General features: G+C 34.4%; 8 protein-coding genes. 3 read left to right on the top strand and 5 right to left on the bottom strand.

The window, feature by feature from the left end:
* Positions 1–916 precede the first annotated feature (916 nt).
* Positions 917–3,064: a tetratricopeptide repeat protein gene (locus ACP6PL_RS08830; RefSeq protein ID WP_426544643.1), complete on the top strand. Its 2,148-nt coding sequence runs from the start codon at positions 917–919 to the stop codon at positions 3,062–3,064.
* 785 nt (positions 3,065–3,849) lie between these two features.
* Here the strand turns inward: ACP6PL_RS08830 and ACP6PL_RS08835 are convergent.
* From ACP6PL_RS08835 to ACP6PL_RS08850, 4 genes are all read right to left on the bottom strand, one after another.
* Positions 3,850–4,764: a class I SAM-dependent methyltransferase gene (locus ACP6PL_RS08835; RefSeq protein ID WP_426544645.1), complete on the bottom strand. Its 915-nt coding sequence runs from the start codon at positions 4,762–4,764 to the stop codon at positions 3,850–3,852.
* Positions 4,765–5,999: 1,235 nt separating this feature from the next.
* The gene (locus ACP6PL_RS08840) at positions 6,000–7,067 is read right to left on the bottom strand and encodes an ABC transporter permease (RefSeq protein WP_426544647.1); all 1,068 of its coding nucleotides are present in this window, start codon (positions 7,065–7,067) and stop codon (positions 6,000–6,002) included.
* A 515-nt stretch (positions 7,068–7,582) separates the two neighbouring features.
* On the bottom strand, positions 7,583–8,671 hold the full coding sequence (locus ACP6PL_RS08845) for an AI-2E family transporter (RefSeq protein WP_426544649.1): 1,089 nt from the start codon (positions 8,669–8,671) through the stop codon (positions 7,583–7,585).
* A gap of 1,153 nt (positions 8,672–9,824) precedes the next feature.
* Positions 9,825–10,670: an Npun_R2479 family HD domain-containing metalloprotein gene (locus ACP6PL_RS08850; RefSeq protein WP_426544651.1), complete on the bottom strand. Its 846-nt coding sequence runs from the start codon at positions 10,668–10,670 to the stop codon at positions 9,825–9,827.
* A gap of 230 nt (positions 10,671–10,900) precedes the next feature.
* Between ACP6PL_RS08850 and ACP6PL_RS08855 the strand changes: the two genes are divergently transcribed.
* Both ACP6PL_RS08855 and ACP6PL_RS08860 read left to right on the top strand, forming a co-directional pair.
* Positions 10,901–12,859, top strand: a complete 1,959-nt coding sequence (locus tag ACP6PL_RS08855; protein WP_426544653.1) for an efflux RND transporter periplasmic adaptor subunit — start codon at positions 10,901–10,903, stop codon at positions 12,857–12,859.
* A 191-nt stretch (positions 12,860–13,050) separates the two neighbouring features.
* Positions 13,051–16,245: an efflux RND transporter permease subunit gene (locus ACP6PL_RS08860; protein WP_426544655.1), complete on the top strand. Its 3,195-nt coding sequence runs from the start codon at positions 13,051–13,053 to the stop codon at positions 16,243–16,245.
* Positions 16,246–16,723: 478 nt separating this feature from the next.
* Here the strand turns inward: ACP6PL_RS08860 and ACP6PL_RS08865 are convergent.
* On the bottom strand, positions 16,724–18,157 hold a 1,434-nt coding region (locus tag ACP6PL_RS08865), incomplete at its 5' end, for a CHAT domain-containing protein (RefSeq protein ID WP_426544657.1).

Raw genomic sequence — 18,157 nt, forward strand, 5'->3', positions numbered from 1 at the left:
AACTTCTGACTTCTGAATTCTGAATTCTGACTTCCGCGTAGCGGTACTAGGCAAATACCTTGGAGCATTCTACTATCAATTTTCTTATTTTTCATGTTTCCTTGCAAGCAAAATTTATTGTTTTAACCAAAAGACATGGCACTATACCAAAAATTTACCAAACTGATATTTTAGAGATAAGTTTCTGCTTTTAAAAATTAGGAATTAGATGTGAGAATTTGACTATTACTTAAAAGTCTAGAATATAGGGGTCTCCCTTAATTATCTCTAACTTTTTCCTAATACTGATTTAGTGTAAAATTTCACAAATGCTTTCAAACTCTTAGATGTAGAATAATTATCTAAAGCTACTTTAGCATTAAAGTTTACAATCTATAAAATCTTACTTTTAACTTTTAACTACATGACTTTTGAGTACATTTATAATCTTAATAAGATATTTTTTTTGTTCCTTCCCTATTCCCTAAAAATCTACAATATCTGAGAAATACTATTAGCTTTGATTAATCCTAGAATCTGCTTATCTCAAGCAATTTTTTCTTTCTTTTATTCTTGACTCCCTTTTCCCTTAATTCTTTCTAACCTTTTCCTAATACTAATTTAGTGTAAAATTTCACAAATGCTTTCAAACTCTTAGATGTAGAATAATTATCCAAAGTTACTGTAGCATCAAAATTTACAGTCTATAAAATCTTAGTTTTAACTTTTAACTTTTAAATGCATGACTTTTAACTTTATAAATTTCCGGTTTAGTGTAACAAACTCTTGTAATAGGGAGGTAGACTCCATGCTCAACTCAGGTAGACAATTTTTCTTCTCCACAGAAATCAAAAACTACTCCTGTACTTCAATGGAATCTTTGCCAATAAAAATTGACTAAAAACTAACCTCTATTATATAGATAAATAAATAAAATATGAATATTTCTAAGACAGCCATCTTAACCCTTGCTGCCCTAAGTTCCCAAAATTTAACTACAGAGGCAACAGCTACTCCTAATATTAATTCCTACCCTCAGACAACTGCACCAGAAACTAGCAATCTTACTGACTCTATTAATATTAGTAGTTTGCCTTCGACTAAATCAATTGCTCCTCCAGAAATATTACTCAGTCAAGTCAATAATACCCCTAAAATTATGGCTGCTCTATCAACTCCAAACCTAAATCAAATTAAAGGAATTTTAAACAACAGTTGGTTAGGGAAAGTAGTAGAATTTTCAGCAGAAAATAATCATCAATTTCGGCAAGTAGCTTATCAAATTGCTTTACAAACAGATGGAGAATCAGAAGCTAGTCTAGATCTTAATCCTACTCTGACTTTATTAAATACTTTATTATTAGTTGCAACTTTATTGCCTCCTGTAACTATTGGCTTTTTTTGGTTGGTCAGAAGATTGATAATTAAAGAATTAGTAGGTGAAGTTAATAAGCGGTTAAAAAAAATCAGTGAGTTAGAATCAAATCTGAATCAATCCCAAAAATTATTTACTGAATTAGAGAGCCACATAGTCACTGCAAAAAAGTCTATTGAATTTATTCATCAAGAAGCTAAAATTTCAAAATCATCTGTAGAACAAATAGAAGCTCTGAAGTCTCAGTTTTTAATGCAACTACAAGTGATTATTTCCGAAGCTCAAGAAGCTAAACATCAGGCTATTCAAGAAATTAATGACCCTGTAAATTCAGCAACTGAATCGGTTAAAAATTATCAAGATATAAAATCATTAGAAAAACAGTCTAATATGATTGCTGATGATTATTTAAAATTAGGAGAAAAACAATTTTCTGAGGGTCAATACGATCTAGCTTTAGTAAATTTTGAAAAAGCTATTTCTCTTAATTCTGGTTTCAGTGAAGCTTGGTTTAAGCGAGGTAATGTATTTGTGAAATTGCAGCGTTATGCTGATGCTCTTTCTGCTTATGATCGAGCTACTGCAATTAATCCCGATCGATTTGAATATTGGTTTAATCGTGGCAATGTTTTTATCAGGTTAGAGCGTTATTCTGAGGCATTAAGTTCCTATGATAAAGCTCTTTCTATTCAGCCAGATCATGTAGAAATTTGGCTCAATCGAGGTATCTTACTCAATAAATTACAACAATATAATGAGGCACTTGTTTCATATCAACAAGCTCTTTCAATTCAGCCGAAAAATGTTGATATTTTACATAATTTAGGTGCTTTGTTAGGAAAATTAGAGCGTTATGAGGAGGCTATTAATACTTTTGATAAAGCACTGAAAATTCAACCAGATAAATTTGAAATTTGGTATAATAGAGGTAATTTACTTGGAAGGTTGCAATCTTTCACTGAAGCAATTAATTCTTATGATAAAGCACTGAAAATTCAACCAGATAGATATGAAATTTGGTACAACAAAGGTGCTGTTTTGTGGCAAATCGAAAAATATAAAGAAGCAGTTAATTGCTACGACAAAGCAATTAAATTAATGCCAGATGATTATGAAGTTTGGCATAATCGAGGAGTAGCTTTGGATGCTTTAGAAAAGTATAAAGAAGCAGTTAATTCTTACGACCGATCAATTAAAATTCACCCCCAATGTTACCAAGCTTTTCTAGGTAAAGCAGAAGCATTATTGAAGTTAGAAAAGTATGACCAAGCTTTGAGTTCTTGTAATCATGCTATTGCTATTCAAAAGGAACGTTATGAAGGTTGGTTATGTCAGGGTCGGGTATTAGAAAAATTGGAAAGTTATTCAGAAGCTTTGACGGCTTATGACCGAACAATTGCTATTAACAATAATAGTTATGAAGCTTGGGGAAGAAAAGGTATAGTCTTAGAAAAAATTAAACGCTATAAAGAAGCTTTGGCTTGTTATGACTGCGCTCTTGCTATTAAACCGGATGACTCAGAATCTCAGCTAAAACGTCGTACATTGTTGTCAGAATTACAAGGAAAAGAAGTTGTAAGTGAGACAAATAAATCTAATTCACCAGGAAATTTAGATGGCAGTAATGATCGAGCTAAAAAAATCAAAAAAAGTCAAAAAAATAATCCTATTCTTGCACAGACGGGAAAAAGGGTTAATAGCGATCGCTAGATTCTTGGAGAGCAATTTCTGTCTCTGAATGAGGTACAAAATTTTATATTTTAGGGAATAGGCAAGAGGGAAAAGGGAAAAAAATAGAAGTGTATTTAACCTTTCTTGAGCAACATTATACAAATTTCAAAATCCTCCTGCATTAACTTTTTTTAGTGGATATAATAGACCTTGGTTTGGCAATATAAGAAAATTAAAGAGTCAGGGTTTCTATTCTCTACTTCCTACTCTCCCACTCTCTTTTTTGATTAGATAGTATTTGCTATGGTTGTTGCCTCAAAAATTAATCTGCATTACTACTATAGTATTAGATTCTCATTCTTTGAAGCTCTAAAAAAAATCGCCGATACCAATTGTACTTCTCTAAAAATTGTGATACACTAATATATACTTAGGTTTACTTCGCCCTTATACATGATTTTTTATTCAATATTAAAACTTTAAGAGCTGAAAATAAATTAGCTACTATATTATCAAAACTAATCCAAAATATTGCAATTCAAGAAAGGGAAAACTATTTTCAGTTAAACAGTGAAAGTCTTCCCTAGCTTCAACCCTAATAAATTTTTGAATTGATATTAATTCTGAGTTCTGACTCCTAAGTCTTGACTCCTTGCTCTGAAGGGGCGATAAAAATTACAACTTTAATAATCAAGCAACCCTAGTACCGCTACGCGGAAGTCAGAATTCAGAATTCAACCCACCCCTAACCCCTCCTGGGAGGGGAATTCAGAAGTTTTGATTGCTAAGGCTTTGAGTATTTTGTCACTGGTAACATATTTCCGTCATCCTGCACTAGCAATAATAGTGCGGTGACGGTGAGTATTGCAAATTATTTTTGGAGCTGAAAAACCAGCATTAACCAACTCCTTTTCAATATCCAAAGTAAAGTATTCATCCAAATAAGGTTCCGTACTCTTCAACAAAGTAAAAATATGAGGAGCCATCGTAGTATAAACCTCCGACTTAGGATTCATATCCATAATAGCAATACTACCATTTGAACGTAATAACCTCCTTACCTCCCGAAATATTTTTCGAGTAGCAACTTGTGGCAGTTCATGGCATACCAAACAGATAGAAACTAAATCAAAAGAATCATCAGGTAAACCAGTTGCTTCAGCAGCAGCATGAACCCAATTAATATCCAAATTTTGCTCTTGAGAACGATACAAACCAACTGCTAAAAAATAAGGTGATAAATCTACTCCTGTAAACTTAGCTTCAGGGAAAACTTTTTGTAGAGGAAAAGTATTTAACCCCACACTACATCCTAAATCTAAAACATCTTTTGGTGTAGAAATTTCTGCTTTTAAAATATCAAGAAAACTGTTACGAAGTCTAGCATCTCCACTCAAACCTTCTTCCGGCCAAATACCAGCATGAACTGCCAATGATGCTACTTCTACTTCAGTTGCAGCTTGCCAACTCATATTACCTTTTTCATAAGCATGAAATGAAGTGAGGTAATATTCTGGATATGTCAAATTAGGATTATTTACCTCCTTCCATTCTTTATCCCAATTACGTTCCGAAAGTTCTTTTGCTTGTTTACGCCAAGGAACACCAATTTTTTCTGCACGTTTAATTATCATCTTTCGTGCTTGAGTTTTAGCAAAATTAGCGAGTGGTTTAATTGAAAGAATTCCATTAACTAATTTTGTAGCTAAATTAGGCTGATATTTGAAAGTAGTAGTCATTTTATCTCCTACAAAAAATGTGTTGAAAACTCATCGTATTTATTCTAGTAATCGACAAATTTAATTTGTTTATTCTACAGACTAAGTTACAGGATTTATCTCTAAATATAGTGTAGCACCATAGTTTTTTTCTGGTTTGATTTAATGTGTTCAAAACTCATTGTATTTATTCTAGTAATCGACAAATTTAATTTGTTTATTCTACAGGAAAAATTACAGTATTTATCTCTAAATATAGTGTAGCACTATAGTTTTTTTTCTAGTTTAATTTAATGTGTTGAAAACTCATTGTATTTATTCTGTAAATCGACAAATTTAATTTGTTTATTCTACAGGAAAAATTACAGTATTTATCTCTGAATTATAGTGTATAACTACAGCTTTTTTATGGCTTTATATATTTTTTCATCAGATTTATTCAGATTAATTTCTTCAGTATAAACTAATTTATTAAAGAATTTGATATTGCTTCAATAATTTCATCTCCATCTATAAACTACTTAAAAATTTTTACATTTTTCTATGTAATTCTTGAAAAATACTCTCTTGGAGATATTTGAAGAGGTAATTTAGACTTAAATGAACGACCATCTAAATTAAAGTAAGTTATTGAAATATCAATAGTTGAACCAAATTTTAATCATTTTTTTCTAACAGTAGCTCCAAATCTAACATCAGCTTCAAAAGTACCTCCAAAAGCAGTGGATAATTTTTCACGATGTTCTAATAAAATAATTTCACTTTTTGGATAAAAACAATTCTCAATTTGTTCAATTTTGAATTTTCTGGTAGCTTCATCTTCGCTGTTAATTCCATCTTCAAAAATATTTTTAATCTCCTATGGTGAAGAATGTAGACAAATCTTTACTGCCGGACGATTTCCTTTATTTGATACTACTAAATCATAGAATGTGCCCACATTGTCAAGTTGGTTCTTGCAAAGATAATTTGCAACAATATAGGCAAAAATAATTGGTCGATTTGACTGTATTCAATTTCGTCGCGTAAAGTAGAATGATACCAATGAAATGATAACAGCAAAAAACGATAATAATGTTCTTATCTCATCTGATGAAAAAATCATACAAACATAATGAGAAAAAGCCTTAAATTTTCTACCTATTTTAGAGCATTTTAGATTTTTAAATTATACGGAAATCTCCTAGGAATTTTTTCTCCTTAAAACGAGATGCTTTAAAGCTCTGTATATCAATTATCCATTATTAATTGTTAAATTACCTTTGTAAATTTCTTGGATCTAGAGCATCTCGCAACCCATCTCCTAATAAATTAAATGCTAATACCGTCAAAATAATCAATAATGCTGGAGGCCATACCAACCAAGGTTGTAACACTAAAATAGAAGCATTTGTGGCCAAGGATAACATATTTCCCCAGGAGGGGTCTGGTTGTTGAATACCTAAACCAATCAAACTTAAAACTGATTCTGAGATAATAAAGCTAGGAATGGCTAAAGTTGCTGAAATAATTACATAAGTTGCCGTTTGGGGCAATACATGACGAACAATAATATAAAAAGAATTTGCTCCCATCGCCCTTACTGCTTGAACAAATTCTCGTTCTTTGATAGATAATACTTGTCCACGAATGACCCTAGCTAACCCTGCCCAACTAATAAATGAAGTAATAACCACAATTAAGAGAAATCTTTGGGCACTGGTTAAACCAGGAGGTAATACAGCAGCAAGTGCCACTAATAAATATATACCTGGAATTGTCATTAATACTTCAGCGAAACGCATCAAAATACTATCTATCCAACCACCAAAGTAACCAGAAATTCCACCAATAATCATTCCGAGGGGAAAGTAGATAGTAATTCCTACTAAACCGATAAATAAACTAATCCTACCACCAAAAAGTAAACGACTAAATTGGTCTCTTGCTTGTTCATCAGTACCTAGTAAGTTAAATTTTGCTTCACCTGTAGTTCCGAAGAAATGTCGATCCCAGGGCAAAATACCCAAGAGTTTATAGGGCGTTCCTTGGACAAATAAACCGAGAGGAGATGGTTGATCAAACTCTACGTTTAACTCCCGGAGTCCAGTTTCTAAATCTACAGGGCCTTGAGTTGTGGGGTAAACGTGGAGTCCAATAAACTCACCTGCTTGGTTTTGCCAGTAAATTTGAGTAGGCGGTAGTAGGGAACCGTTAGGTTGAGATGTGTAGGGATCATAGGGGGCAATAAAGTCAGCAGTAATTACTACTAGATAAAAAATTAATAGTAATAATGCACCAAATTTTGCTAAAGGATTTTTTTTAAGATTTTTCCACCATTTCATAGTTCTAATAGTCTAAATAGGGAGTAGGGAATAAAGAGTAAGGAAGAAAACAAAAAGATTAAAAAGTTGGGAACTATACTCTTATGGAAATCAACTAAGAAAGTTTTAGATTTTCCTTTCTGTTTTATCGCTTTCTTTGTCTACTCTAAATTTCTGACATTTGTATAATAAAAACTAAATGTACAATAGCATAATGATGGTATTTTATTCTATCAGACAGATGTTATATCAATCAAGAATCAATTATCTTGATAATTAGTGTTCAAAAAATTTTCAGAGGTACTAATAACTAAAATGACTCCTAAAGTCATAAAATAAATAATTACTCAGATTTTATATTATCTATAATCCGGTTATATAGCATTTTTTTTGAGATGTAAACTCACTGTCCTTATTTAGTAATTCTTTGACTTTCCTAGATATTTACGAATAATTTAAAACACTAACTATATAAACAATATATGTTTTTAACTCTATCTGTACTTCACCATTCAATCCCCCATCCCCCCATCTCCTTATCTCCCCATATCCCCTTCTTCATCCAGAGGATTATAAAAAAAAGAACCTGTTTGGGGTGGTAGTTTAGGATTTAACAAAACTTCCACAATACTTTTCAGAACTCCTGTTAGAGGAATTGCTAGTATTACTCCTAATAGTCCTCCTATTCTACCACCTAATAGTAATGCTGCAAAAATAATTACTGGGCTAAGTCCAGTTAAATTACCCATGATTCTAGGAGCAACTATATTATCTTTAATTTGTTGCATAGCGATCGCTACTATTAGGACTTTTAATGTTAACCACAAATCTATAAATGCTACAACAATACCCACAGTACCAATGCCCAAAGTTGCTCCAATAAATGGAATTAATTCCATTGCACCTATAAATACTGCAAATAATAAGAAATAGGGAACACCAAGGAACCAAAAAGCTAGAGACAAAGTAGTTGCCATAAATAAACCTAATAGCAACTGCCCAGAAACAAAACTTTGAAGATTACCTTCTAGAGATTGTGTAAATACATCTCGTACTTTTGGAGCAATAATACTGGTAAGATTATCCCAGACTCTTTCTCCATCTAGAAGCATATAAAAGGAGATTACTAAGATTAAGATTAAGTCGAAAAACCAGTTAACCGTTCCTAATACTAAACCAAAACTAGTAGCAGCGATCGCCTCGATTTCTTCTTGAGCTTTTGCTGATAGTTGCTGTTGCAAAATCCCGACATCGAAGGGTAAATTATTAAATTCACTCCAGGCTTGAAATTCTGTCAATTGTAATCTTGCTGACTCTAACAACTCTGGAAAATTTAACCACAATTGTCGAGCTTGATTAAATACTGGTGGCACAATAGTTAAACCAATAACTAACACTATTAAAGCAGCCATTAAATATACCAAACCTGCTGCGAAACTTCGAGGCAAAAATATTTGTAATCTAGCCACCGGATAGTTGAGCAAAAATGCTACTAATCCTGCTGTAATCAAAATACTGACTATTTCACCTATATAACTTATTGCTCCAATAGTAAACCACCCTGCTACTAATAATAAAAGCCATGTAATTAAAAACCGTTGAAGAGGTGAAAATATAACATTCATAAGGTTAGTAATGGGTAATTGAGTAAGATATTATACTGTAGCAAAATTTATTACAGGATGATAGCTTTGTAGAACTTGATTAAGCTACTAATTAGTATAGCTTAATTATAACTAATTATCGAAGTATTGTATAAGTATTTAAGCCAAATTATTTGTATATTTACTATGAGTAGTAAATTGGTTTTACCAAAGAATTAAAGTTTAAAGCTTATACATATTAAGGCGCAAAAAAGATTTTTAGTCAATCCTCTTATTTTTAACTAGCTATCAGCTTTTTTAGCTATTGTGTAAATTCTTTGTTCAGTTAGTGGAACTTACACAATTTATGGTCAGAAAAATGCTTGTTTGCGCAGCATTCCGTAGGAAAAGTCATTCTAGATAAGGGAATTACGTCAAAGCCCTAAAAATGTATAGAACCCTTGGTAATAAAAGAATTATACCTTTTCGACGTAAAAGCTTCTAGCTATCTATATTTGATCCTATTTTTTGCTCCTTTTTTGTGTAAGTCCCGTTAGCTGGATAGTTTTTCAGCAGTTTAAATTTCCTTCTAAACTTTTAAAAAGTAACCACTGAGTTCTGAATGCTTCTTTAAGGAGAGATAATTATTAATTGTTAATTATTGAATAGGACAGACATATTAAAAAAAATAAAACTCTTTGCCAATAGATAATTTGGTTCTTGAAATAATTAATATCTAATAATTATATTTGGTAATCAGATATATTTATTGTTACTGAATCCACTTTTTCATATTCCCTACTTCTACAAAATTTTAAATTAAGTTTGTACTTCATCAACCACAGAATGCGCTGTAAGTAGTTGTGTAAAATTAGTCACAAATTCTCTTAAGCGGAAAAGCATAAGTTTGAAAAAATAAAGGGAATAAATAATGGTAATTAATTTTATGTAGTTCAGGATAGCCGAAATAATTGACCAGTTGCAAAATCTTAAAAGCCTAATCAGGCTACTTTTGATTTTTGACTAATACATAACTTCCGCATACTGGTACTAGATACTTATGAAATTGACATTAGTATCATATTAAATTCGGATAATTACTGATATATAAAATCTTAAGTCTTTCCCACCTAACAAAAATAGACCAGATGTATTTCAGATTTCCCAAGCTCCTAACTCCATAACTTCCTAACTTCTAAACACCAATCTTTTGAGAAGGGTCATGCTCCACAACAAATACATTGGAGTAAAGATTAGCAATAATTTGTTTACCTTGCTGTGTTAGTGATAAATATTTCAGAGCTTTTTCTATATAAGGATGAACCCCTTGCCAAAAAAACTGGGGATAATTATCAAGCAGATCGCTGGGATTTTTATATCCTACCTTTTGGTTAAAACCTGTCTCCTCAAATTCGTAAAATAAATAACCTATTTTCTTAAGGTAGCGGGGGTCACTTAACTGACCTATTAAATCTGCTGCCCGCACTAAACCTGGATAATTAACGGTATCTTGATGATCTGATTCTTTTGGAACAGGAAAGCGAGTTAATTCAATATTTTGTTTAATTATTTCTACATCAATCAGTTTATGACCACCAAATCTTTCGTTAATAAATAATTTTGCTCTATCCACATGATAAGGAGTCAAACTAGCATCAGTAGAACCTAAAGGTAAATTAACCATTTCATCTCCCCTTCCTGTAGCATACCAACCTTTTTTATCTTGCCGACAAACTCCCTTTACATATCCAATATCATGGCAAACTAAAGAAATAATATAGTGTAACCAATCTTCGCAGGCCACACCTCCTTCTCGAATATGTTTTCCCCTTAAAATTTCTTGGCCGACAAGAGTCACTAAAATAGTATGCTCAACATTATGGTAAAGGGCATCACTATTGGCAATATTTTCTAGTGCCATATTTCCTGCCCAACCAATAATTTCTTCGTAATTAGACTTATAACCCCCGTAAGTGCGATGGTAGCCTTCCTTAATTTTTTCGACAAATGAACTAATTAGTATTTCGGTGGCATTAAACATATTTTTCACTTAACTAATTTCAATTTTTTTAGATTTAATTTTTATTGTAGTTGTTTGAGTTGTTTGTTAATTTCTTATTTCATTTTTTCTCTAGTTTGCAATAGTCAAGGTAATTAAGTACATTAGACCAGAGTTAGGAACAGTTCTATACAAATTACTGTGTAATTTAAATAGATATAGCAAAACTATAATTTTTCTTTACAATGTAAATGTAGATAGGGGTAAGTAAATTGAAGGAAGTTATTATACCAGAAAATATCATAAAAAAGCAACAGAGCGATCGTGTAGATGATTCTAACCAAGCAGAGATTTACAACATAGATGGCCAGAATCTCTATTCTAAAGCAGAAGAAGATAAGGAGAACATTAATGACACCAAAGAATTTCCCGGTCAAAAAAAGAGAGGAGGATGGAAAGGATTAATTCCTGGTATTGCCATTGGTGTAATTGCTAGTGTGGTAAGTATGCAGCTACTTTCCAAACCAAAGCAAAATACAGAAGCTAATAGCACTTCTACACAAACTACTACAGCTCCAGTCGAGACAAACTTGACTCCCACCATCAGTGTAACAGTAGCCAACGTAGAATTAGCAACAGTAGAACGTACCCTTGATGCTACAGGTAACGTTGTTGCTTTTGATCTATTGCCAGTGTTACCACAAGCGAATGGGTTGCAAATTAAACAAGTCTTAGTAGATGAAGGAGAAAAAGTTACTCAAGGCCAAGTAATGGCAATTCTGGATGACTCCGTTTTAAAATCGCAAATTAACCAGGCAAAATCTCAAGTAGCATCTGCTAGGAGTGAAGTAGAGCAAAGAAGAGCTGCTCACAGCAAAACTAAAGTAGGAGTAGAGCAAGCAACTGCTGCTTGGGAACAAGCAATTGCAGATCGCGATGGTGTTAAAGCTGCTATTACTCAGGCAAAAGCAGGTAGAGATGAGGCGATAGCTGGGTTAAAGCAAACAAAAGCGAGTCGAGATGATGCTGTTGCTGCTCTCAAACAAGCTCAAGCAAGTCGGGATGATGCTGTTGCTGCTCTCAAACAAACCCAAGCAAGTCGTAATGATGCTCTAGCATCTGTTGCCCAAACCGAAGCAAAATTAGCAGAAGCCAGAGCCAACAAAGAACAAGCAATGAGAGATTTTGAAAGATATCAAACCCTAAGAGCAGAAGGTGTTATTTCTTCTCAAGAATTAGAAACTCGTAGCACTACGGTGAAAACAGCAAGAGAAGGGGTGCGAGTTGCTGAAGCTAATATTAATAGTGCTAAAGCTAAAGTTGAAATTGCTGATGCTAATATTGATAGCGCCAAAGCCAAAATTGATATTGCTGATGCTAACGTTAGTAGCGCTAAAGCCAAAGTTGACATTGCCAACTCAAACGTTAGCAGTGCAGAAGCAAGAGTAGAGAGTGCAGAAGCAAGTCTCAGTAGTTCAATGGCTCAACTACGGAGTGCAGAAGCCAAAGTCAATAGCGCCAAAGCTAATGTAAGTAGTGCTAGAGCAGAAGTTGAAAGTGCATTATCAAATATTGACAGCGCTAGAGCAAATGTTAGCAGTGACGAAGCTCGTCTAGAAGAGAGACAAACTCAACTAGCACAGACTTTAATGAAAGCACCCGCAAACGGTATAATAGCCGAACGAATAGCTCGTGTTGGTGATGTAACTTCTAGTAATAAAATGTTGTTTTCAATTATTAAAGACAATCAATTAGAACTACAATTAGAAGTACCAGAAACTCAATTACCACAGGTGAAAATAGGTACAAAAGTTAAAATTAGTTCTGATGCTGATAGTCGGATCAAAATGTCAGGAATAGTGAGAGAAATAGCACCATTAGTTAATGAAAAAACTCGCGAAGCAACTGTCAAAATAGATTTGCCTAATAGTAATTTATTACGACCAGGAATGTTTTTACGAGCAATAATTACAACTGCAACAAATCAAGGATTAAAAATTCCAGCAAAAGCAGTATTACCTCAAGCAGATGGGCAGTCTATTGTTTATGTTTTGCAAAACAATAATCAAGTTAAAGCCGTACCTGTAGAAATAGGAAAAATTTTGAGTAAGAATAGTGATTTAGCTAATGCAAAAATTGAAATAAAAAATGGTTTAGAGTTAGGTACTAAAGTAGTAGTATCAGGTGCAGGATATCTCAAAGATGGAGATATAGTTAAAGTTATTGACTAAAATCAACCTATTATAGTTGGGTAGGAAAAATTTTATCCCAATTTCAAGAGTTACATATTAACTCAAATAATTAAGTATTTAGAGAGAAAACACCATCACAATTAGTATTTACCAGAAGTAAGCCAAAATTTTGTATTTTGGTATGAATACTCTTAAATTTTGATTTTTTACTTTCACATTTTGAATTAACCATGTCATTTCAATTATCAGCTTGGTCAATAAAAAAACCAGTTCCTACTCTTGTCATGTTTCTCGTTTTAACAGTAGTAGGATTAATGTCCTTTTTCCAATTAGGAATAGATAATCTACCTAATATTGATATTCCCTTAGTATCAGTCACAGTAAGACAACAAGGAGCAGGTCCTACAGAACTAGAAACTCAAGTAACAAAAAAAGTTGAAGATGCTGTAGCAGGTTTGGGAAATATCGAAAAACTCACCTCAGAAGTAGATGATGGAGTGTCCACAACTATAATTGAGTTTGACTTAGCAGTAGATAGCGATCGCGCCACCAATGATGTTCGCAATGCCATAGATGAAATTCGCCAAGATTTACCCCGAGACATTGATGATCCTATCGTTAAAAGAGTAGATTTTGCTGGAGGAGGCCCAATAATGAGCTACGCCGTCACCTCTGACAAACGTTCTGTAGAAGAGTTAAGCGAATTAGTTGATAAAGAAATTAGTCGCGCTATTCTTAATGTTACCGGTGTTTCTCAAATCAACCGTATTGGGGGAGTTGACCGTGAAATACTTATCGAACTGAGTCCAGAAAGACTAGAAAGTCTTGGTATTACTGCTACTCAAGTCAACGATCAAATTCGCGCTTTGAATACCAATATACCAGGAGGACGTTCTCAAACAGGAGGTACAGAAAAAAGTATTCGGACTTTAGGGAGTGCTGACACAGTAGAAGCATTGAAAGAATATCAAATTATTCTGCCTTCTGGTAGTGCAGTTCCCCTTTCGAGCGTAGGTCAAGTTATTGATGGTTTTGGGGAAACTAGAGAAACAGCTTGGTTATTAGAAAAAAATAGTTCCAACCAAGACTCAGAAACAAATAATATTGGTAAACCGGTTGTAGCTTTCGGGGTACTTCGTAGCACAGGTAGTACCTTAGTTACTGTAGAAAGAAATGTGCAGGAAGCAGTTGCCGAACTTGAGAAAATATTGCCAGCAGATGTAAACTTGCAACTAATTTTTACAAAGGCAACAGAAATTGAGGAATCATATCAAGCATCCATAGACGCTTTAGTTATTGGTTCCATACTTACTGTAATCATTGTAGGTCTATTTTTACGAGACTGGCGACCAACTTTAGTAACAGCAGTAGCATTACCTCTATCAATACTCCCTACTTTTTTAGTAATGAAAACCCTCAACTACACCTTAGATGGGATGACCTTGTTAGCGCTAGCATTAGCAATGGGAAATTTGGTAGATGATGCTATCTGTATGATCGAGAATATTGAACAGCATATTGATAAGGGGAAAAAACCATTCCAAGCAGCTTTGGATGGGTCAGCAGAAATTGGTTTTGCGGTGGTTGCAACAACTGCCACAATAGTTGCAGTCTTCTTACCCGTGGCATTTATGGGTGGGATACCGGGGCAATTTTTTAAACCTTTCGGCATTACGGTAGCAGTCGCAACTATGTTTTCCACATTAGTCGCTATTACAATGACACCAATGTTAGGAGCGCGGTTATTGAAACAGAGAAGACTGGAAACATCTCCTTGTTTTCCAGAACAAAACCATAAACAAAGAAAAATTCGTCCTTACAGTCAGTTATTAACTTGGGCGTTGCGCCATAAAATTATCACCTTAGTTATTGCTTTAGTATTCTTTATTGGTAGCTTGCAACTCGTGCCACTGCTGCCGAAAGGATTAACAGGTGGAGAAGAATCGGGAGTGAGTATAGTTGATATAGAATTGCCTCCTGGTTCAACTTTAGCAGAAACTGAACAAGTTGCACAACAAACAATGCAACTATTTCAGGAAAATCCACTTGTTACCAGTGTGTTTGCCGATCTAGGTAGTAGAAGCGGTGGAGTTGTGTACAAAGGTAGATTATACGTTACCATCTTACCTAGACAAGAACGAAATATTTCTGAAAAAGAATTTGAACAACAGATACGACCACTATTTCAGAATATTCCAGGAGCACGAATTCATTTTGCTAGTCAAGGTCCAGGTGGTGGTGATAAGGATTTAAAAATTGTTCTGAAGAGTGAAAATGCAGTTGCTTTGCAACAGACATCGGATGCTTTGGAAAAACAAATGCGAGAAGTTCCGGGGTTGGTGGATGTGACTTCCAGTGCTAGTTTAGTCAAACCAGAGATTTTGATTAAACCATTACCTGCTAGAGCAGGAGATTTAGGAGTTTCAGTACAAGCGATCGCTCGTACTGCTTCTTTAGCTACTCTAGGGGATATTGACAGTAATTTAGCTAAGTTCGATCTGGCAGACCGTCAAATTCCTATTCGGGTACAGTTAGCAGAGGAATTTAGAAATGACTTAGATGCAATTAAGAATTTACGCATTCCCAGTCAAAATGGTGGGTTAGTACCATTGTCAGCAGTGGCTGAAATTACTATTGGTAGTGGACCTGCGGAAATCAACCGTTTTAACCGTTATCGTCAAGTTTCCTTTGAGGCAAACTTACAGGATATTTCTCTCGGAGATGGACTAACAGCAGTGAAATCATTACCAGCAATGAACCCACTTCCTCCTGATGTCACTGAAGAGTCTGATGGTGAGGCCAAAATTATGATGGATATTTTTAGTGGGTTTTTGGGTGCATTAGGTTTGGCAATATTATGTATTTATGCAATTTTAGTGTTGCTATACAATAATTTTCTGTATCCAATAGTGATTTTAGTTGCGTTACCATTATCTATTGGTGGTGCATTGTTAGGGTTGATGATTTTCCAGAAGGAGTTAGGTTTGTTTGCTTTAATTGGAATTGTACTGCTGATGGGTTTGGTGACCAAAAATGCAATTTTGTTAGTAGACTCTTCCTTGGCAAATGAAAAACAAGGAATGTCTCAATTTCATGCAGTGCGTGAAGCTGGAATTTCTCGGTTACGACCAATTTTGATGACAACCCTTTCTACTATTGCCGGGATGTTACCCATAGCTTTAGAATTAGGAGCAGGAGGAGCAGAAAGAAGTCCGATGGCGATCGCTGTTATTGGTGGATTAACTACTTCTACATTGTTAACATTAGTGGTAGTACCTGTGTGGTTTACTTACATTGATAATTTTCTCCATTGGTTGAAGAAATTGTTTGTTGGTAAGGAGAGTCGCCCGCAGTTGGATGTTTCTGTTAATGGTAATGGTAAGGGTGTGAATGTATTGAAAAAAGATTCTGTTACTAGAGTCTAGTTTTGTTTTGGTTTAGCTCAGTATCAGTTAGTTGCTCTGTGCTCTGTTGGCTTTGTTGGAGACCATATTGGGGAATTTTACTCAATTTTGCCGGAAATCAAGAAATCAAGGGAGTCTTTTTTAGATTTCCTTGATACTACATTTACGGCAGTTTCGGAGGCGCGTGATATCAAATCTGGTAGCATTGGTGTAAGTTAGATAAAGAGTGTCGGAAGGGTTAGGGGTGTGAGGAGGTGGGGAGATAAGCGTGCATATTTAGTAGCTGAAGATGGAACATTGTTTTATACCAAATCAAGTGGATTTGATATGAGGTGTAAAATTTTATTATTTGTTAAAGGCACTTTGCCTGTTAGTAATTTTGGTAACACAAGTATCCTGCTTGTTATATCATGTCAGGATGATTAGGTATAAATAAAATATTTGGTTTGGAGAAAATATATTTGAATTTTTCCCCTACTCCCATACTACTGAAATCACCCTACCAAGGACTACCAATCATAGTAAACCCCGCCCAATAATAAGGATGGGAAAAATTTTGATTCCCAAACTTTCCTAACGCTGATGGTAACACCACAGCACTACGCGCTCCACTTCCCCTTAACTCCCCATCTACAATAACCACTTCCCCTCGCAACATTGCTAGCTGGGCTTGTCTTAACGCCTCTGCCTTAATCTTGGCATTATTCAAATGACTATAAAACTCTGTCATTAACCCTAATGTACCTTGATCGCTCACATACCAAATACTTGCTAAAGCTGACTTGACTCCTGCTGCTACTGCGAAGCCAGCAAACCCTAATTCTGCATTTCTATCTCCAAAAGCAGTACGACAAGCAGACAATACTAACAATTCTACTGGGGGTTCATTCCAGCCTAACTCCCTAATCTGGTCTAACTTTATTTGCTCCGATCCCCATAGTTGAATAAATGAATTACTAGCCTGGCCAGTTAAAAATTCTGCATGAGTCGCTAGGTGAATAATAGGATAAGGATATTTTTTGCGTTCAGTTACCAAGTTATCGCGAGTAAATTCTTGATTCACGAATTGACTACCTTGCCACAATTTTTGGGAAATAGTTTCTAACTCCACAGGTACTGCTGGTAAGGGACTTTGAGACGTAAATTCACTTGCTCCCATTGCTAATACTCTGGTATCTTGAAGTGGGCGATAATTAATGTCCATTAAACTAATAGTGGGAATTAAACTGAGGCTATATTTTTCAATCAGAAATTGTTCCCCATCATGTAATACTGCTACAGGTAAAGTTCGTAAACCTTGATCCATACTGAATAGTAAAGTATCAATATTCGCGGCTTCTAATTCTGCTGATATGGGTGCGATGAGCCAATCATATAATTGTTGTGCTGGCAACAGATATTCATCACTATCAAGACTACCTCGCGTGATTTTTGCCCGTAACTTTCGCACAGCATTAATCAGTTTTCGTCGGTTGAAATCTGATATTATTTTAACAATTGGCTGACTGTTTTCCATGTATAATACCAGTTGTAATTGTTCTGTGTAAGTGTGAACATAAATAATTCCAGGTTTTGTTCCTGTTTTATTTGCTATACTACTTAAGACTTCTCGGATATTTTTGATACTAATTAATTGTCCGTTAAAATCTCTTCCAAGGTAATTTGAATATTCGTTGGTACGCCTTCCTTCTAAAAATTCTAATGTTTCCTCTGTGGTACTTAGTGTTAGGAAATTGCTATCATTATTCATTTGTGAACTAGGTGTAATGTTGGCAAATTCTAATTCTTTGATTTTTTCTTTAGCAGTTTGGGTATTAGTAGTTTGATCGTTATTACTAGGTGTAGTAATTGAAATTACATCAGGAGTTATAGTAGTTAGGGTATTAGGAACTTCGTTGTTATTACCAGGAGGATTAGGTGGAATTACCTCTGG

Origin of the sequence: Dapis purpurea BLCC-M126, assembly GCF_050015975.1 — a bacterium.
GTDB lineage: Bacteria > Cyanobacteriota > Cyanobacteriia > Cyanobacteriales > Microcoleaceae > Trichodesmium.

What these genes read in the sequence shown, in the direction of transcription:
- ACP6PL_RS08830 (WP_426544643.1), top strand. Translation starts at nt 917, where the DNA reads ATGAATATTTCTAAGACAGCCATCTTAACCCTTGCTGCCCTAAGTTCC.
- ACP6PL_RS08835 (WP_426544645.1), bottom strand. Translation starts at nt 4,764, where the DNA reads ATGACTACTACTTTCAAATATCAGCCTAATTTAGCTACAAAATTAGTT.
- ACP6PL_RS08840 (WP_426544647.1), bottom strand. Translation starts at nt 7,067, where the DNA reads ATGAAATGGTGGAAAAATCTTAAAAAAAATCCTTTAGCAAAATTTGGT.
- ACP6PL_RS08845 (WP_426544649.1), bottom strand. Translation starts at nt 8,671, where the DNA reads ATGAATGTTATATTTTCACCTCTTCAACGGTTTTTAATTACATGGCTT.
- ACP6PL_RS08850 (WP_426544651.1), bottom strand. Translation starts at nt 10,670, where the DNA reads ATGTTTAATGCCACCGAAATACTAATTAGTTCATTTGTCGAAAAAATT.
- ACP6PL_RS08860 (WP_426544655.1), top strand. Translation starts at nt 13,051, where the DNA reads ATGTCATTTCAATTATCAGCTTGGTCAATAAAAAAACCAGTTCCTACT.